Source organism: Serratia plymuthica NBRC 102599 (genome assembly GCF_001590925.1).
Lineage (GTDB): Bacteria > Pseudomonadota > Gammaproteobacteria > Enterobacterales > Enterobacteriaceae > Serratia > Serratia plymuthica.
Map to the genome: position 1 here is coordinate 1 of NZ_BCTU01000025.1, position 16983 is coordinate 16983.

The 16983-nt window shown below is 60.1% G+C and carries 16 protein-coding genes; 6 read left to right on the forward strand and 10 right to left on the reverse strand.

The window, feature by feature from the left end:
* Positions 1 to 51: 51 nt before the first annotated feature.
* Genes SPL01S_RS17120 through SPL01S_RS17135 form a run of 4 tightly spaced genes read right to left on the reverse strand, consistent with a single transcriptional unit; the run spans position 52 to position 5072 of the window.
* The gene (locus SPL01S_RS17120) at positions 52 to 1908 is read right to left on the reverse strand and encodes a M3 family metallopeptidase (protein ID WP_063201498.1); all 1857 of its coding nucleotides are present in this window, start codon (positions 1906 to 1908) and stop codon (positions 52 to 54) included.
* 49 nt (positions 1909 to 1957) lie between these two features.
* Positions 1958 to 2917 (reverse strand): DNA-binding protein YbiB, encoded by a 960-nt coding sequence (gene ybiB, locus SPL01S_RS17125; protein WP_063201502.1) that lies wholly within the window; start codon positions 2915 to 2917, stop codon positions 1958 to 1960.
* Positions 2918 to 2957: 40 nt separating this feature from the next.
* The gene (locus tag SPL01S_RS17130; RefSeq protein ID WP_063201506.1) at positions 2958 to 3590 is read right to left on the reverse strand and encodes an FMN-binding negative transcriptional regulator; all 633 of its coding nucleotides are present in this window, start codon (positions 3588 to 3590) and stop codon (positions 2958 to 2960) included.
* Positions 3591 to 3650: 60 nt separating this feature from the next.
* A complete protein-coding gene (locus tag SPL01S_RS17135) occupies positions 3651 to 5072 on the reverse strand; it encodes an MFS transporter (protein ID WP_063201509.1) in 1422 nt (473 codons plus the stop codon).
* 97 nt (positions 5073 to 5169) lie between these two features.
* On the opposite strand from SPL01S_RS17135, the gene SPL01S_RS17140 reads away from it, so the two are divergent.
* Positions 5170 to 6006, forward strand: a complete 837-nt coding sequence (locus SPL01S_RS17140) for a helix-turn-helix transcriptional regulator (RefSeq protein WP_063201512.1) — start codon at positions 5170 to 5172, stop codon at positions 6004 to 6006.
* Between the two features lie 2 nt (positions 6007 to 6008).
* On the opposite strand, the gene SPL01S_RS17145 is transcribed toward SPL01S_RS17140, so the two are convergent.
* A complete protein-coding gene (locus tag SPL01S_RS17145; RefSeq protein WP_004942207.1) occupies positions 6009 to 6638 on the reverse strand; it encodes a LysE family translocator in 630 nt (209 codons plus the stop codon).
* Between the two features lie 73 nt (positions 6639 to 6711).
* A complete protein-coding gene (locus SPL01S_RS17150; protein ID WP_063201516.1) occupies positions 6712 to 7626 on the reverse strand; it encodes a LysR family transcriptional regulator in 915 nt (304 codons plus the stop codon).
* 112 nt (positions 7627 to 7738) lie between these two features.
* Here SPL01S_RS17150 and SPL01S_RS17155 point away from each other — a divergent pair, with 112 nt between their 5' ends.
* Positions 7739 to 9091, forward strand: coding sequence for a DHA2 family efflux MFS transporter permease subunit (locus SPL01S_RS17155; RefSeq protein WP_063201519.1), 1353 nt, complete (start codon positions 7739 to 7741; stop codon positions 9089 to 9091).
* Here SPL01S_RS17155 and SPL01S_RS17160 read toward each other — a convergent pair.
* Positions 9050 to 9964 (reverse strand): DMT family transporter, encoded by a 915-nt coding sequence (locus SPL01S_RS17160; protein ID WP_063201522.1) that lies wholly within the window; start codon positions 9962 to 9964, stop codon positions 9050 to 9052. The two genes, SPL01S_RS17155 and SPL01S_RS17160, sit on opposite strands and share 42 nt — an antisense overlap.
* Before the next feature lie 137 nt (positions 9965 to 10101).
* Between SPL01S_RS17160 and SPL01S_RS17165 the strand changes: the two genes are divergently transcribed.
* Positions 10102 to 10536: an Lrp/AsnC family transcriptional regulator gene (locus SPL01S_RS17165; RefSeq protein ID WP_004942199.1), complete on the forward strand. Its 435-nt coding sequence runs from the start codon at positions 10102 to 10104 to the stop codon at positions 10534 to 10536.
* Here the strand turns inward: SPL01S_RS17165 and dinG are convergent, their stop codons facing one another.
* The 3 genes from dinG to SPL01S_RS17180 form a co-directional block, all read right to left on the reverse strand.
* On the reverse strand, positions 10537 to 12735 hold the full coding sequence (gene dinG / locus SPL01S_RS17170; protein WP_006324320.1) for an ATP-dependent DNA helicase DinG: 2199 nt from the start codon (positions 12733 to 12735) through the stop codon (positions 10537 to 10539).
* 67 nt (positions 12736 to 12802) lie between these two features.
* The gene (locus tag SPL01S_RS17175) at positions 12803 to 13195 is read right to left on the reverse strand and encodes a tautomerase family protein (RefSeq protein ID WP_004942196.1); all 393 of its coding nucleotides are present in this window, start codon (positions 13193 to 13195) and stop codon (positions 12803 to 12805) included.
* 4 nt (positions 13196 to 13199) lie between these two features.
* Positions 13200 to 13517, reverse strand: coding sequence for a carboxymuconolactone decarboxylase family protein (locus SPL01S_RS17180; RefSeq protein ID WP_004942194.1), 318 nt, complete (start codon positions 13515 to 13517; stop codon positions 13200 to 13202).
* 392 nt (positions 13518 to 13909) lie between these two features.
* Between SPL01S_RS17180 and ompC the strand changes: the two genes are divergently transcribed.
* The 3 genes from ompC (at position 13910) to SPL01S_RS17195 (ending at position 16981) form a co-directional block, all read left to right on the forward strand.
* The gene (gene ompC, locus SPL01S_RS17185) at positions 13910 to 15007 is read left to right on the forward strand and encodes a porin OmpC (RefSeq protein WP_063201525.1); all 1098 of its coding nucleotides are present in this window, start codon (positions 13910 to 13912) and stop codon (positions 15005 to 15007) included.
* Positions 15008 to 15276: 269 nt separating this feature from the next.
* Positions 15277 to 16125: a GNAT family N-acetyltransferase gene (locus SPL01S_RS17190; protein ID WP_063201528.1), complete on the forward strand. Its 849-nt coding sequence runs from the start codon at positions 15277 to 15279 to the stop codon at positions 16123 to 16125.
* A gap of 40 nt (positions 16126 to 16165) precedes the next feature.
* Positions 16166 to 16981, forward strand: coding sequence for a 5'-nucleotidase, lipoprotein e(P4) family (locus SPL01S_RS17195; protein ID WP_063201531.1), 816 nt, complete (start codon positions 16166 to 16168; stop codon positions 16979 to 16981).
* Positions 16982 to 16983 lie beyond the last annotated feature (2 nt).

The window sequence follows — 16983 nt, forward strand, 5'->3', positions numbered from 1 at the left end:
AAAAAAAACCCCGCCGATACGCGCTATCGGCGGGCTTTTTTCAATGGGTTGTCAGCCCAGGCGAGCGTTAATCGCCGCAGCGAAATCACGGCACATCTGCTCGTCGCCCCCGGCGTTATCCGCCAGCACCTTATCGCCATCCACCACCCGGATATGCGCCGCCAGGTCGAAATCCGCCGCCGGCTGCGGCCGGGCGGCAGCATCGGCAATGGTCTGCCGCGCCTCCTGCCATGCCTGCGCTACCGTCTGGTTACAGGCCTGCGCCAGGTAATCCGGGTTAAAACCTTCGCCGGTCAGGCTGCGCAGCGTATCGTCGTGGCTGACGCCGTTGCCCGGTAACCAGTAGTGGCGCGCCAGATCCGGGCCAATCGCCGGGTTGTCTGTCAGATAACCGTCGCGTTGCAGGAAAAATTGGCGCGTCTGCTCGACCGCCATCAACGCCAGCAGATAGCCCTGATAGGAACAGGCCGACTCCAATGACAACAGATGCGGGATCGCCAGCGTCGGGCGCGGGCTGCCGCTGATACCCAATATCTTGCTTTCTACCTCGCGCGCCAACGCGGTAATCGCCTCAGGCGTGCGTTGTTCATCCTCCCACTGGTACAGCGCCCATTCAAAGTAAGGCACCAGCAAGATATGACGCTCGTTGAAGGCCCGCATCGGTTGGCGCGCAGCGATACTGGCCTCAATCAGCGCATCCGGCACCGGTTCGCCGGCGGCGTTCTTCGCATAACGTTTCAGCCAATCGGCGTCGTCCAGCAGGCTGTCGCAAAACATCGACTGGGTTTCGGCATAGGCCATTGACGTCGGCGGAAACTCCTGCGAGAAACAGGGCGCGTTCTGACAAATATTGGCGAAGTGCGCGGCGTGGCCGCCCTCGTGGAACAGGGTGTTCAGGCCATGAGCGCCGCTGCCTACCTGATCCGGCTGCGCCAGGCTGGTAAAGTTAATCCGCGCCGGCAGCCATTTGCCCTGCTGGATAAACGGCGGCACCGGCCCGTGCATAAAGCCGTTTTCATACTTGCCTGGGCGCACCAGCAGATCGAGATCCATCTGCGCGCCGCGAAAACCGATGTGCAGCCGTTTGAAACTGTTGATCCAACGTTCCAGCGACTGAGCAAACGGGAAATAGGGATCCAGTTGGCGGGTCACGTCACCGGCGCTGGCATAACGCAGGTTCCAGGGTTCCAGCGCCTGCGCGCCCTTCTCCGCCGCCAGCTGTTGCAAGCTGCGTGCATTGGCCTCCCGGGTCTGCAGCTCGAAACGATCGAGGATGGCGAACAGCTGTTCCGGCGCCATGCGCTCGGTTTTGTTCACCTTATAGTCGAAATAGTTGCGAAACCCCATCTGGCGCGCAAAGCGGTTGCGCAGACTAATCAGCTCCGGCAGGCCGTTGTGCAACAACCACTGTTCCAGCTCGCGCAGCGCGTCTTGCGAGCTGCGGCGGCAGTCTTCGTTTTCATTGGTGGCCTGATTGGTCAACAGCTCGCCGAGCGAAGCATTGACCCGTTGCCCTGCGGCATTCAGGTGGCTGACCGGGTTGGCCTTGCGCCGGGTATAAAGGTCCGCTTCGGCGCTGATGATCTGATCCAGCAACGTTTGCGCCTGCGCATCTTCAATCGCGTTGCAGTCAAAGAAACGCAGCCAACCGTTCAGCCCGTGTTGCAGCGCATCACGCTGCGCATCCTGCGGCAGGAGCTCCAGCCCGGCCAGCAGCCGGCGAATTTCAGCCAGCCGACGCGGTTCACCGATAAAGCGCTTGTAGGCACTTTCCGCCGCCGAGAAGCGCGCCGAAACCGCATCACCGCCCGTGCCCATATAGTTCTGCCAGAACAGATCTTCTTTGGTGCGGTGAACGTCGAGGTAGTCCTGATTCAATTGATTGAAGTAATCGAGAGCCTGTTGCATAACCATCCTTTCGGCCAATATGCGTGATGTTCCAGTATAGCCAAGGGATTTACGCGCTGCGTAAACGCGCCAACCCTTGCTCCAGGCTGTCAACTTCACCGGCAGCCAGCAGACAGCAGGCAATCTGGCGCTGGATCGCCAGCGGAATGGCCACCTCCCCCGCCAGGCAGCGTTCGGTCCAGCGCGCGGTGGTTTCGGCATCCTTCGCCGCCGGCAGCTCTGGCGTCTCGTCCTGTGCCGGCCGCTCCAGCAGCACCTGCTGCTCACCGTCGACGATGTAATGGATTTGCGGGCAGCGCTGCGGGTTGGCGTAGGCTTCCCCTTCGGTACCGTGCATCAGCAGCCCGCGGGCGCCAATCTGGCGAAAGAAGGATGCCACGCGGCCGACATATTCCGGGTGCGACACGCTGGCGATCCGCAGCACATCCTGCTCGGCGAAGGGCGTCGCCAGTTTGGCCAGCGTATGGGCGCTGTTACGCACCCCCATGCGCCAGCGCAGGCCAAGCTGCCTGTCCAGCGGGGCGGATAACGCATTGACCGGGATAAATACCGTTTCGCCGTTGTCCAGACGTTGCTGAGCATGCGCGGCATCTTGCGACCAGGGCAGGCCCAGCGCACGGAAGGTTTCCGCGCTGGTAACGCGGGTGCTGTCATCCAGCACGCCGTGTACCACCACCGGCAGGCCGACTCGCGCCAGCAACAACGCCAGCAGCGGCGTCAGATTAGCCTGTTTGCGCGCGCCGTTGTAACTGGGCAACACCACCGGCATCGGCCGCCCCTGCGGCGCCTGCAGGCGCATCACCTGCTGTTGCATCGCCTGGTAAAAGCCCAGCATTTCCTCCTCGGCTTCCCCTTTAATGCGCATGGCGATCAGAATGCCGCCCAACGCCAGTTCACCCACCTCGTCGGCCAGCATCTTTTGATAAAGCTGGAAGGCGGTTTCCCGGTCCAGATCGCGCGCGTGGTTCTTCCCACGGCCTATTTCTTTGATAATTTTGGTGTAATCCATCGCCTGTACGTCCCCTGATTCAGTCTGGGATTAGCATACCCTATCCACGCCGCCGCTCAACCTCATCCGCCAACCGCTGCTGGTCGGCATTACCCGCGCGCAGTCCGGCGATCACGCCGTCGACGTCATCAGGGCTACGGTTCTGGCTCATCTTCCATTTGCCCTCGCGCCGGGTCACGGCGATTTCGATACCGACAATGCCCTTGATCTGCGCGGCGATATAATGCGCCGGGGCATCGTCAATCCCCCAGGGTTCAGGCTGCCGCCCTTCCTGCAACGCCGTTAACCCTGCCAGTTGCCGGCGCAACCAACCCGCATCTTCGGTTACCGTCGGTACGCCATATAGCTGCACCAGGCTGTAATTCCAGGTCGGTACCGCCTTGCCGGTCTGGCGTTTGGTTTCGTACCAGCCCGGCGAGATATAGCCATCAACGCCCTGAAACACCACCAGGCATTCCCGCACCGCCTGTAACCCTTGCCAGTGGCGATTGGCGCGCGACAGGTGCGCCCGCAAGCAGAGGTTTCCCTGCTCGTCGGCATCAATCAAAAACGGCAGCGGATCCGCCACCAGCCCTTGCTCACCCTGGCTGATCAACATGCCCAGCGGGTTGGCGCGCACCAGCGCAATTTGGGCTTCCAGGTCATCTTCACGGAATGAGGCAGGTTGATACATGCGTTTGGCTCCTTTGACGTCGGGTAGAAGCCACCAGCAATAACACCCACCGGCGGTTTGCTAAAGAGCCAGTTTAGGCTGTTGTTGGATGATCCACCTCAGCAGCACAAAGGCCACCCCCATCGCCGACAGGTTGTAGATCATGGCGCCGGCAAATGCCTGCCCATAACGATCCGCTCCGCCGCCCGCAGCCAACAGCGGGACAAAAAATGCGCCGCTGGCGGCGATGCCCAGTGCGCCGCCCACCTGCTGCACGGTGGAAATCACCCCGGCAGCCATGCCCGCCTGCTGTTCCTTTACCAGCCCGAGCACCAGATTAAGCAGCGGCGTCATGCTCAATGCCTGTCCAAACCCCAGGATCACCAACCCCGGCAGCAGCCGGAGCGGATTCACCAACGCCGTGCCCCACAGCACCTGCGCCACCAGCCACGCCATCCCGGCGGCGTAGACCGCCACACCGCCGGGCAAGACGCCGTTACCCCAACGTTGCGCCAGCCTTGGCGCCAGAAACGAGGCTAGCATAAAGGCCGCACTGGCGGGCGCGAACAGGCTGCCCGCCTGAAACGGTGTCAGGCCAATCCCCGCCTGCAACAGCAGCGCAAAACACAGGAAGAACGAGGAGGCGGTAGAGTAAATCGCCAGTACCACCGCGACCCCAAGGCCAAAGCTTCCCTGCCGGAACAGCGCAGGATCGAGCACTGCATCTCCGGTATGCAGCGCCAATCGGCGCTCCCAGCGCACAAAAACCCAGAGTACCAGCACCGCCATTGCCAGCGCGGGCCACACCCACCAGGGCCAGCCGCGCGACGGCCCTTCCAGCAAGGGCACTAACAGCAACAACAAGCCCGCTGCAGCCAGCAGCAGGCCGACGCCATCCAGCCGCTGCGCCTGCTCGAGGCGCGATTCGGGAATGCGCCGCGCCGCCAGCAAAGCCAGCGCGCCAATCGGCAGGTTGATCAGGAAAATCATGCGCCAACCGCTGCCGAAAATATCGGCCTCAATAATGAACCCGCCGAGGATCTGACCGAAAATCGCCGCCAGCCCCAGCGTCATGCCCAGCCAGGCAAAGGCGCGCCGCCGCTGTTGCGGGCCGTACAACACGCGCAGCAGCGCATAAATCTGCGGGAACAGCAGCGCCGCCGCCGCCCCTTGCAGAAAACGCGCCGCGATCAGCATGCCGAGCGACGTAGCCATGCCGCACAGCGCCGAAGTCAGGGTAAAGCCCAGCATGCCCAGGCTGAACATCCGGCGACGGCCAAAGCGATCGCCCAAACGCCCGCCGGCTATCAACAACACGCCGAAAGCCAGTTCATAGCCGGCGATAATCAGCCCCACGCCGGCAAAATCGGCGGCGAACTGCTGCTGGACAACCGGCGCCGCCACGTTCACGACAAACAGGTCAAACACCGTCACGAATCCACCCAACAACAACACCGGCAACCCAGGCAAGCCCCGATCGCCGCAAGATAATGACTGTTCCATAACACCTCCGAGATTAGGATGGCGGCAGTATGGAACATGTCTTAAACTGTTACTATATAGCCATTTATACTATTACTGAAAACAACAGGACAGCCGTATGCCGCCACGTACCCTCAATCGAACCCGTCAGGATCTGGCGGACTTTCTGCGTCAGAAGCGCGAGAAACTGTCGCCGCAGGCTGTCGGCTTGCCGAGCGGTAACCGACGCCGTACGCCGGGGCTGCGGCGCGAAGAGGTTGCGGCGTTGGCGGGCGTGGGCCTCACCTGGTACACCTGGCTGGAACAAGGGCGGGAAATCAACGCTTCGGTGGATTTTCTGGAAAATCTGGCGCGGGTGCTAAAGCTGGATGCGACCGCACGATACCATCTGTTTTTGCTGGCGCATCAGCGCCCGCCGGTACCGGTCGGCCATCAGTGGTGCCAGGTTTCACCGCTGGTGCGCCGCCTGCTGGACGACCTGCAGTTGCGCCCGGCTTACGTGATGAACCTGAGTTGGGACATCATCGCCTGGAATCCGGCGGCGGAAAGGCTGTTCGCCATCGGCGAGCGTCCGGCGGAGCAGCGCAACATGCTGTGGATGCTGTTCGCCGATCCGCAGCTCAACCAACGGCTGGTGGAGTGGCAGGCGCAGGCGCCGCAAATCCTCGCCAGCTTTCGCCGCGACTATGCCCGCGCGCCCGATGACGCCACCATGCAGCAACGGATACAGGCGCTGGAGCAGGTATCGCCGCAGTTCCGCCAGCTGTGGCAGCAGCATGACATTCACGGCCGTTGTCAGGGGCAACGCACCTTTAACGTGCCGGGGGCCGGTCAGGTGACCTTTGAGCACGCGTCGTTTATCGTCGATGAGGAAAATCATTTGCGGCTGGTGATGTACAGCGCGCTGGCGCAATGCCCGGCCAGCGCAGCGTTTGAGGCGTTGTTGCAGGCGTGAGGCTATTTACGGCTGTCAAAAATCAGCTTGCAGGCCAACCCGGCGAACACGCCGCTGAGCAGATAGTTCGGCCAACGCGCGCTGAAGCGGCGGCCGACAAAACGGCTTTTCATGCCGCTGACCGCCAGGATCACCCCGCCGTTAATCAGCAGGCCCACCAGATTCAGTACCGTCGCCAGCAGCAGCATCTGCACCACCACTGAACCGGCATGCGGATCGAGAAACTGCGGGAACAGCGCCAGAACGAACAGCGCCATTTTCGGATTGAGCAGGTTGGTGAACAGCCCCTGGCGGAAAATTCGCGCTGTCGGCACAGCCGCTAATCCGGAAGATGCCTGTAAACTGCTGCCCGATCGCAGCGTTTTCCACGCCAGATACAGCAAATAAGCCGCACCCAACAGTCTCACCGCATCATAGGCCAGCGGCACCGCGACAAACAGCTGCGACAGGCCCAACGCCGCCGCCAAGGCGTGGCAGTATGTGCCGAGCTGGATCCCCGCCAGTGACGCGAAACCGGCGCGGCGCCCCTGGCTGACGCTGCGCGAAGCGATTAGCAGCATATCCGGGCCTGGAGTTAGCGTTAACGCCAAACAGGCGCCGGAAAACAATAAAAGCGTGGAAGCATCAACCATAAATCACCTGAGTGGAACGTGACGGGAGCGAAGCTTTATCATAGCCACGCCATCGGCTTTTACCAGCGCCAAATCATTGCCACGGAGCCTTGGGCAGGAAGGCCGCCAACAGAGCGTCGATCGCCACCCTCACCCGTAGCGGCATCGCGGTCCCCTTCAGCCAGACGACGTTAATCGCCAGCCCCGGCCCACAGCTGCCTGGCAGGATTTCCCGCAGCGTTCCCGCCGTCAGCGCGTCGTGCGCCAGCCAGCGCGGCAACATGGCAATGCCGTGCCCGGCGCAGGCGGCACTCAGCACCGCCTCCATATTCCCCAATCGCAGGCGGGCCGGCGGTTGCAGCCGCTGAGTTTTCCCCTGCGGGTCCAGCAATTGCCAGGGCTGGCTATGCCCGTCACGCAGCATGCCGATCGCCTGATGCTGCAACAGCTCAGCTACCGCGCCAGGCTCGCCCTGCCGCGCCAGATAGGCCGGTGCGGCGCAAAGTATCTGCTTCTGCTCCCCCAACTGGCGTGCGGTGATGGCCACCGCATCGCCGGGCGAACCGATTCGCACGGCCAGATCGATGCCCTCTTCCGCCAGATCTGACGCCCGATTGGAAAACAGCGCTTCGAGATGCAACTGCGGGTAGCGGTCCGTCAGCGCCAACAGCGGCGGCAACACCCATTTTTGACCAAACAGCACCGGCAGCGATACCCGCAACCGTCCTTCCGGCGTGCGGGCTCGGGCTGCCAGTTGGCTTTCCGCCGCTTCCAGCGCCGCCAGCGCTTTAAGGCAATCGTCATAAAACAGCTGCCCTTCGTCAGTCAGCGACAAACTGCGCGTGGTGCGTTGAAACAATCGCACCTGCAACCGCTGCTCCAACCGCGCCACCGCTTTACCCACGGTTGAACGAGAAAGCCCGAGCTGTTCCGCCGCGCGACTAAAACCGCCGGCCTGAACGGCCTGCACAAAGGCGCGGATCGCATGTAATCGTTCGCTGGAGATCATGAGCGCTGCCCTATTGGCGATATTAATTCGCTTATTAAACGATGAAACGCCGCCACTGGCTACTCTCTGCGCTGAGTAAACTGAACACATTATTTTCAGCCGAGGAAAACCCATGAGCGAACGCAGCGAAGTCCTGACCGAAGCCGGCACACCCCGTCTGTGGCGATTGCTGATCGGCATCAGCATCGCCAGCTTTTTGGGCTGTATCGATTTCACTATCGTCAATACCACAATCCCGGCCATTCAGCGCGAGCTGGCGGCCAGCCTGGGCCGCGTGCAGTGGGTAATGGCGCTGTTCGTGATGGCGCTGTGCGCCTTTATGGTCAGCGCAGGGCGGCTGGCAGATTTGTACGGGCGCCGTCGGGTGCTGTACAGCGGGATGTTGGTGTTCGCCGGCGCATCGCTGGGCGCCGGGCTGGCGGGCAGCATTGAGCTGCTCAATGTCTGGCGCTTCGTGCAGGGTGCGGCCTGCGCCGTGTTGTACACCGCGACCACCTCGATCGTCGCCGATGCCTGGCCGCCGCAGCAGCGCGGTCGTGCCATCGGTATTTTACTGGCGGTGAACGGACTGGGCCTGGCGATCGGCCCGGTTGCCGGTGGCCTGTTGGTCGGCTCGCTGGGCTGGCGCTGGGTGTTTCTGTTGAACGTGCCGTTGATCGCGCTGAGTTTCGCGTTCTGTCTGGGAACGGTGCGGGAGTCTCGCGCACAGCAAGGCGCACGGCTGGATATTCCCGGTCTGTTGTTGTTGATCGTCGGCGTCGCCGGGTTGTTGCTGGCCATCAGCCAGGGCGGCCAGTGGGGTTGGCTGAATGCCAAGACCCTGCTGACAACCGCGTTGGCGGTGGCCGCGCTGGGCCTGTTGTTGCCGGTCGAGCGCCGGGCGCATTCACCGTTGGTGCCGCTGGAATTGCTGCGAAGCCCAGCCTTACTGCGCGTCTGCCTGCTGAGCGCGCTGCTGGCCTTCTTCTACTGCGCCGCTTTTTTCCTGATGCCGATCTATCTGGAAAGCACCCGCCACTACGGGGGCGTAATGCTGGGTTTATTGCTGTTGCCCACCACGGCCGTGATGGCGTTCATCTCGCCCTGGGTAGGTCGATGGGTGGATAAATCCGGCCCACGGCCGGCGTTGATCCTCGGCTTTGCGGCGCTGGCCGCCTCCGCCGCGCTGCAAAGTCTGTTTACCGCCGCCAGCCCGTTGCCGCTGCTCCTCAGCGCCTTCGCTCTGATGGGGCTGGGTTGGGGTTGCATTCTCGGCCCGCTGGTGATGGCGACGCTCGGCAGCGTCAACGAAGCGCAAAGCGGCGGCGCGCTGGGCATCACCTGGACGCTGCACAACCTGGGCGGCGCGGTAGGTCTGGCACTGGCTGCGTTGATTTACCCGGCCTACGGCTACCGGGCGGTGATGTTGTTACTACTGACGTTGTCACTGTTCGGATGCCTGCTTGCCGCCTGGCGTAGCCGTTAATTTCACCTTGCGTTCTCCCAGCAGGTTCATGCCCGCAGCCGCCAACAGGATAATGGCGGCGCCGGCAAACTGCAGCGCGACCAGCCGATGACCGAACGCCAGCCGGTCCACCAGCATGGCGGCGATCGGATAAATAAACGACAGCGATCCGATGAGGTTAGTCGGCAGTTTTTGGATCGCGCCGTACAGTAGCACATACATCAACCCGGTATGCAGCACGCCAAGCGTGGCCAGCATGCCCCATTGCCCGGCCGTCGCCGGCGCGTGGAAATCCACCAGCGGCAACAGCATCACCACGCCGACAGTCACCTGAATCAGTGCAATCAGATGCGGCGGAGTGCCTTTCAGCCGTTTGGCCGCTAACGCCATCAGCGCATAGAAAAATGCCGCTCCGAGCGACAACAAAATGCCCATCAGGTAGTTGCTCTGCTCGCCGGCCTGTTTGGGCTGAGACAGCACCACCAGCATCATGCCGACAAACGCCAACGCCAGCCACAGCAGCTTGCGGGCGGTGAGTTTCTCACCGAGAAACAGCGCGCCCAACGCGACCAACATAAACGGCTGGGTGTTGTACACCGCGGTAGCAATGGATATAGAAGCATAAGAGTAGGCGGCAAACAGCAGCAACCAGTTGATCACCAGCGCCACGCCGCCGGCTACCGCCAGCAACAAAGTCACGCGCGTGAGGCAATCGCGCCGCAATTGGCCCAGCGCTCCGCAGATAGCCAGCAACACCAGCGCACCCACTGCACAGCGCCAGAACACCACATTGATCACCGGCTGGCCGGACATCAGTACGAACCAGCCAATGGTGCCGGAAATCAGCATTGCGGCGATCATCTCCAGCGAACCGCGCTTTATCTCTGCATTCATGGTTATTTCCTCAAGGTTAAGCCTATGCCCTTAGCTTGAGGTTTTTCCACACAGGTTTCCATCGCATAAAAAAGGCCAATATGCTTAACTGCCTTTTTATCGCAGGCATAATAAACAAAATACCTAATGGAGAGCTTATGGATGATATCGATCGCCAGATCCTGACCATTCTGGCGGAGGACGCGCGAGCGTCGCTGAAAACCCTGAGCGCCAGGGCTGGGCTGTCGTCGCCCAGCACCTCAGAGCGGCTGCGGCGGCTGGAGGAAAGCGGCGTGATCCAGGGCTACACCCTGAACGTCAATCTACAGGCGTTGGGTTACGCTTTTCAGTCGCTGGTGCGCATCAAGCCGCTGCCGGGCATGCTGAAGAAGGTCGAGCAGATGATTCAGGAGATCCCCGAAGTGATCGAGTGCGACAAGGTGACCGGCGAGGACTGTTTTATCGTGCGCCTGGTGGCGCATTCGATGGAGCAGCTCGACCAGATCCTCGACCGGCTGGCCGAGCGGGCGCAAAGCAACACCTCGATCGTCAAAACCACGCCGGTGAAGCGCCGCTTGCCGCCGCTGCTGTGATTAACGCGTGCGTCGGCGGGTAAAGGGGTTCTTGCGCTTTTTGTCTTTTTTCTCCGCTTCAGCGGCAGACTTGAGCGCAGCCTTGTGGGCCTTGTCCGCTTCCGGCACCTCGCGCTGCTCAATCGGAAACACCGGCAACGCCGCCAGCAGCCGCGACCCGTAGCTTTTGGTCAGCAGACGGCGATCGTAAATCACGATCTCGCCGTGGCACTCATTGCTGCGAATCAACCGGCCAACCTGTTGGATCAGGTTGAACGACGCGCTGGGCAGGCTCTGCACTTCAAACGGATAACGTTTGAGCGACTTTAGCCACTCGCCCTCGGTGAGGATCACCGGGCTGTCGATCGGCGGGAACGCGATTTTGTGGATATGCACCTGGGTCAGCAGTTCACCTTTCAGATCCAGCCCTTCGGCAAACGACTGCAGGCCAATCAACACGCTGGCCGTGCCCTTTTCAACCCGTTTACGGTGTTCTTCAACCAGCCGGTAGCGCGGCTGATCCCCCTGCACCAGCAGCATCAGGCGCAGATCGGTAACGTAGCTGAGGAAGGTTTGCATCGCCCGGTGGCTGCTGAACAGGATCAGCATGCCCTTGTGTTTACCGCCGGCCTGCTCGGCGCGGAAGAAACGCGCCATTTCTTCCAGGTGCTCGGCTTCGTTGGCCATCGCCGGTTCAAAGCGCATGTTCGGAATGACAATTTTGCCCTGTTCAACGTGATTGAACGGCGAGGACAGGGTTTCGAAGCGGTCACCGGCCTTTTCGCTCAGCCCGCTCATTTCCTGCAGGCGCGCAAAGCTGTTTAGCGAACGCAGCGTCGCCGAGGTGATCACCACGTGCGGCACTTTGCGCCACAGCAGCTTTTCCAGCTGATCGCTGACGCGAATGCCGACGCAGTGCAGATACAGGTGCGTCACGTTATCGCGCAGGTCACGCGTGACCCATTTAGAGATCGGCGCGTTGGAGGATTTGTCCAGCGCCGCCAGCCGCCACAGTTTGCTCATCGCCTCCAGATAGCCCAGCGTGCGGCTCATCTGAATGATCGAACGGTGCAGGCGCACGATATCGTGCTTGCCGGTCTGTTCGGTGAGATCGTTCAAGATGAACTCCGCCACCCCACGCAAGGCGTCGGTCAGCTTAAACAACCTTGCACTGGTCTCCACCATCTCCGCCGGCAGCTCGCCCATTTCAAACCGGTGTTCGGCGATGACGCTGTCGGTGGGCAGATAGGCGCTGACCTGATGTTCGAAGATCTGGATCAGCTCACGCAACTCTTCGCAGTGATTTTTCAGCCGCTCGTCATTTGCCAGCCCCGGCGGGTTTTTCGGCCGGTATTGCGTCATGCACTGTTCGACGTGGCGCACGATCATATCCAATTGCAGGTTGGTCGACAGTGCGGTGATTTCGCCGTCAATCTCCAGCGCGTCGCGCGCCACCTCGGGTAAATGATGGCCTTCGTCCAGCACCAGCAACAGCTCTTTCGGGTTCGGCAGCACCGATTCGGTTTCCAGCGCCGCCATCACCAACGCATGGTTGGCCACCACCACGTCGGCGGTTTCAATCTCTTTGCGGGCGATATAAAACGGGCATTCGCGGATGTAATGGCAGTTGCGCCCCAGGCAGTTGGCTTTGTCGGTGCTCAGTTTGCCCCACAGCGGATCGTCGATCGACAGCTGATAATGGTCGCGCAGCCCATCCCACTCATGGCGGTTGAGCGCCTTGGTCAACTTTTGGCACAGCGCCTGCTCTTCGCCGCTGGACGGCGCCAGTTCGTCATCGAGAAACAGCGTAAGGTCACCCTGCTCGCTGACGTCAGTGCTCAGCGCCGCCAAATTGCGCGGGCACACGTAGCGCCCACGGCCAAAGGCACCGGTGAATTTCAGATCGGGGATGATCTTTTTCAGCAGCGGCAAGTCTTTGCTGTAGATCTGATCCTGCAACGCCACGTTGGCGGTGCTGACCACCAGCGGTTTGCTCTCCGCACGGCCGACGGCGATCCCTGGGATCAAATACGACAGCGTTTTACCGACGCCGGTCGGCGCCTCAATCGCCAGGTGGCGCGGGTAATCGCCGGCCAGCGTCTTGGCGACTTCGGCGATCATCTGCCGTTGCGGTGCACGGGAAATAAAATCCGGTATTTGTTGCTGCAGGGCTTTGTACCACTGGCCAATCTGATCTTTTACTGCGGGGGAGAGCGCCATTCAACTCTATATCTAAACGAAATGATGGCGCTATTGTCCCACAGACCGCCGGCCGAGTCAGCCCGAGTTATGGCTGGGTTTCAATCATTGAGGCACGGCCCGCACTGAACGACCACTCATCCAGTTGAGTGGTGGTGATGACGATCATCACATCTTCCGGACGCAGTTGCAGGTTCTCCTCCAGCAGCGCCGCCAGCCGTTGATAAAAACGCTGTTTGGTGGCGGTATCACGCGGGCGGCCGATGGTGATGTAAAACAGCACATAATCCGCCGAACGCGGCCCGCCAAGGTAATCGCGGTCGTATATCAACTCGCCGGGGCGGTATTGATCGATGGCCTGAAATTTGTCGGCCGGCGGCACGTTGAAGGTGTCGACCAGCGCCTGATGCAGGCTGTCAGACAGGGTTTGCAGATATTCCGCTGATTTTCCCTGATGCAAGGCAATGCGGCTGAAAGGCATAACGTTACTCCTGTTCCAATTCACGCAGGCGCGCCACGGCGCTAGCCGCCGCCGGCCAGCCGGCATAGAACGCCAGATGGGTGATCAATTCGGCAAGTTGCTCGCGGCTCACGCCGTTGCGTTGCGCCAGTTGCAAGTGAAACGGCAGTTGCTCTACGCGGTTCAGCGCCACCAGCGCGGCGACGGTAATCAGGCTACGTTCGCGCGGGCCAAGCTCCGGCCGCTGCCACACGTCGTCGAATAATACGCTGTCGCTGAGCTGCGCCAGCTTGGGGGCTATATCGCCGAACGCCTGTTGGCCGGCCTGTTGGGAAGGTTGCATCATGTTCTCCTGCTGTTTAACGGATAGCCTTAAGCTACTCGCCGCCATGACAGGTGAAAATCGGGATTTTTGACAGTCTTAATCCACAAAATCAGAACAGTTGGATCATTGAACAGCGCTCGGAACTGCGCGGTGCATAAATCTCGCGCATGATTCTTCCGGAAACCTGGAGAGAGATTGTTAGCGGTAAATTGGCCGCAGACACCTGTCCGTTGAAGAAATTCACTCTTTATGCAACTTTTTTAATCGTTCGATATGGAAATGAATATTTTGTCATAAATAGATCACATAACTGAGGTAAAAAATCCTCGCTGCAAACATTTGGGCAGCGAAGCAAAACAGCAATGCAACTAATGATAAGCGTCTTTCAATCGAATAAAGCAGGGTAAATCATGAAACGTAATCTTCTGGCCGTTATTATTCCGGCACTTTTAATTGCGCAGACAGCACAGGCAGCAGAAATCTACAATAAAGACGGCAACAAGCTCGATTTTTACGGCCGCGTAAAAGCACTGCACTATTTCTCTGACGATACCGGCAATGATGGCGATAAAACCTACGTGCGTATCGGTTTTAAAGGCGCGACTCAAATTAACGATATGCTGACCGGCTACGGCCAGTGGGAATATCAGATTTCGGCTAACCATGCCGAATCCGACAGTGCGAAAGACACCAAGACCCGTCTGGGCTTCGCCGGTCTGAAATACAAAGATCTCGGCTCATTCGACTACGGCCGCAACTACGGCGTTATTTATGACGTGGGCGCCTGGACCGATATGCTGCCTGAGTTCGGCGATGACGCTTACGTCAAAACCGACAACTTCATGAACGGTCGCGCCAACGGCGTGGCAACCTACCGTAACAACGATTTCTTCGGCCTGGTCGACGGCCTGAAATTCGCAGTACAGTACCAGGGCAAAAACGAAAACGATGGCCGCGCCGGCAGCAAGGCGAACGGCGACGGTTGGGGCCTGTCTTCCAGCTACGAAATCATCGACGGTCTGAGCCTGGGCGGTGCCTATGCCTCTTCCAACCGTACCGCAGACCAAAAAGCAGGCACCTTCGGTAAAGGCGATAAAGCCGATATCTGGGCCGGCGGTCTGAAATACGACAACAACAGTGTTTACCTGGCCGCGACCTATTCGCAGAGCCATAACATCGTGCCTATTTCCGGCACCGCAACCATCAATAACAACTCCACCTCCGTTAGCGGCTTCGCCAACAAGGCGGAAGGCGTGGAATTGGTTGCGCAATATCTGTTCGACTTCGGCCTGCGCCCATCGCTGGGTTATGTTCAGTCTAAAGGGAAAAATATCGAAGGCGTCGGCGATGCCGACCTGGTGAAATATTTTGACGTTGGCGCTTACTATTATTTCAACAAGAACATGTCGACCTATATCGATTATAAAATCAACCAACTCGACGACAACAATAAGCTGGGCCTGAAAACCGACGACGTTGTCGCCGTCGCCCTGACTTACCAGTTCTGATGTGACGAATAACCACCACTGCAATCTTTAGCTTCGGCTACTTGAAAAGATTTATTTCGCCGGGCGGCTGCGCCCGGTTTTTTTCATTTGTGCTTTCTGCCCCCAGGCCCCTGCCCGATTCCCACTCTGCATCCCGTAACCGCACGCAGAAACTTGCCTTGTAAAACAATCGGGTCTAGATGTAATACCCTACGGCTTTCACGTTGCAGACCACAAGGTTGCAGCCTGAAAGATGACGGTATCGCCTCCCTTTCCCACAGGAATAAGCCATGCTCAACGATGGACGGTTCGAGTATCAAAGCGCCTTGCGCTACAGCAGCGACCAATTGGCGCAGATCCTCTGCCACTGTTTTGAAAACTACATTGTGCGTTTTGTCATTGATGGCGCCACCTTCGCCAGCCGCTTTGGCGCCGAAGACCTCAGCCTGAACGACAGCCTTATCGTTACCCATCAACAACAGCCGGTGGCGCTGGCGCTGATAAGCCGCCGTGGCCTGCACAGCCGGGTAGCGGCGCTGTCCATCCGCCCGGAAATGCGTGGCAAAGGGCTGGGAAAAGCGCTGATGCAGCGTATCGTCGCCGACGCGCATAAGCGTGGCGATCGTCAGCTGTCGCTGGAAGTGATCGAAGGCAATGACGCCGCACTGGCGCTTTACCATCAGGCTGGCCTGCGCATCGTCCGCACTCTGACCGGCCACCAGGCCGATGAGCCGACAACCGCCGGCGTAGCGATGCTGCAAGAGATTGATCCATTGACCGTCTCGCACCGCCTGACGGCCGAAGGCGCCACCGACCAACCCTGGCTGATCGCGCCGGAATCGCTTTACAAGTTGCCCGGCCAACCGCACGCCTTCACCCTTGACCGCCAGGCCTATGCGGTGGTGCAGGCCGGGGCCGAGAAGTGTTTCCTGCGCATGATCTACGTGCCGCCGCAGCACCGCGGCAAAGGGCATGCCCGGTCGCTGCTGGCTGCATTGCAGGCACACTTTTCGCCTCTACCGCTGGCGGCCAACGTTTACGTTCCCGACGTGGCTGCGCCCTTCTTTGACCGGCTCGGCTGGCGGCAAGACGCGTTACGCCAGTTCGAGATGGCGATGACGTTGAATACCGCACAATAACAACCCGAAAGTTATCCCTCTATGCAGGGCAGGAGAAAACATGCAGAAAATGACCCTTGGCGCGGCGATCGGCATTGCGCTATTGACGCTGACCGGCTGCGCACAGCCGCCGAAAACCGATCTGCAGGCCCAGCAGCGGCTGGCGGACCAGTCGGTGCTGGCGCTGAACTGGTTCCAACAGTCCGGTGAATATCAGGCGTTGGCGCACCAGGCGTTCAACAGCGGAAAACGCGCCTTCGATCAGGCCAAGGCCGCGCCGGGCAAGAAGAAGGCCGTGGTGGTCGATCTGGACGAAACCCTGCTGGACAATAGCCCGTATTCCGGCTGGCAGGCGCAGCAAGGCAAGCCGTTCGCCGCCGCCACCTGGGCGAAATGGTCACAGGCCGAACAGGCGGGGGCCGTGCCGGGCGCGGTGCAGTTTGCCCGTTACGTCAACAGCCACCAGGGCACGATGTTCTACGTCTCCAACCGCAAAGTGTCCGAATACGCCGCTACGGTCGCCAATATGCAGAAACTGGGCTTTACCGGCATGTCGGAAAAAACCGTGCTGCTCAGCAGCGACACGTCCAACAAGCAGGCGCGCTTTGACGCCATCAAACAGGCAGGTTATGACATCGTGGTGTACGCCGGCGACAACCTGAACGACTTCGGCGCGGCAACCTATCACCAGGATAATGCGCAACGTCGGGCCTTCGTCAGCGATAATCAAAGCAAGTTCGGCACCGAGTTTATCGTGCTGCCTAACCCGCTGTACGGCGACTGGGAAAGCGGTATGGCCCGCGATTACAACAAGCTGACTCCGGAGCAAAAGCTGCAAATCCGCCAACGGGCCATCAAGGCCTGGAACGGGCAGTAATC

What these genes read in the sequence shown, in the direction of transcription:
- SPL01S_RS17120 (WP_063201498.1), bottom strand. Translation starts at nt 1,908, where the DNA reads ATGCAACAGGCTCTCGATTACTTCAATCAATTGAATCAGGACTACCTC.
- ybiB (WP_063201502.1), bottom strand. Translation starts at nt 2,917, where the DNA reads ATGGATTACACCAAAATTATCAAAGAAATAGGCCGTGGGAAGAACCAC.
- SPL01S_RS17130 (WP_063201506.1), bottom strand. Translation starts at nt 3,590, where the DNA reads ATGTATCAACCTGCCTCATTCCGTGAAGATGACCTGGAAGCCCAAATT.
- SPL01S_RS17135 (WP_063201509.1), bottom strand. Translation starts at nt 5,072, where the DNA reads ATGGAACAGTCATTATCTTGCGGCGATCGGGGCTTGCCTGGGTTGCCG.
- SPL01S_RS17140 (WP_063201512.1), top strand. Translation starts at nt 5,170, where the DNA reads ATGCCGCCACGTACCCTCAATCGAACCCGTCAGGATCTGGCGGACTTT.
- SPL01S_RS17145 (WP_004942207.1), bottom strand. Translation starts at nt 6,638, where the DNA reads ATGGTTGATGCTTCCACGCTTTTATTGTTTTCCGGCGCCTGTTTGGCG.
- SPL01S_RS17150 (WP_063201516.1), bottom strand. Translation starts at nt 7,626, where the DNA reads ATGATCTCCAGCGAACGATTACATGCGATCCGCGCCTTTGTGCAGGCC.
- SPL01S_RS17155 (WP_063201519.1), top strand. Translation starts at nt 7,739, where the DNA reads ATGAGCGAACGCAGCGAAGTCCTGACCGAAGCCGGCACACCCCGTCTG.
- SPL01S_RS17160 (WP_063201522.1), bottom strand. Translation starts at nt 9,964, where the DNA reads ATGAATGCAGAGATAAAGCGCGGTTCGCTGGAGATGATCGCCGCAATG.
- SPL01S_RS17165 (WP_004942199.1), top strand. Translation starts at nt 10,102, where the DNA reads ATGGATGATATCGATCGCCAGATCCTGACCATTCTGGCGGAGGACGCG.
- dinG (WP_006324320.1), bottom strand. Translation starts at nt 12,735, where the DNA reads ATGGCGCTCTCCCCCGCAGTAAAAGATCAGATTGGCCAGTGGTACAAA.
- SPL01S_RS17175 (WP_004942196.1), bottom strand. Translation starts at nt 13,195, where the DNA reads ATGCCTTTCAGCCGCATTGCCTTGCATCAGGGAAAATCAGCGGAATAT.
- SPL01S_RS17180 (WP_004942194.1), bottom strand. Translation starts at nt 13,517, where the DNA reads ATGCAACCTTCCCAACAGGCCGGCCAACAGGCGTTCGGCGATATAGCC.
- ompC (WP_063201525.1), top strand. Translation starts at nt 13,910, where the DNA reads ATGAAACGTAATCTTCTGGCCGTTATTATTCCGGCACTTTTAATTGCG.
- SPL01S_RS17190 (WP_063201528.1), top strand. Translation starts at nt 15,277, where the DNA reads ATGCTCAACGATGGACGGTTCGAGTATCAAAGCGCCTTGCGCTACAGC.
- SPL01S_RS17195 (WP_063201531.1), top strand. Translation starts at nt 16,166, where the DNA reads ATGCAGAAAATGACCCTTGGCGCGGCGATCGGCATTGCGCTATTGACG.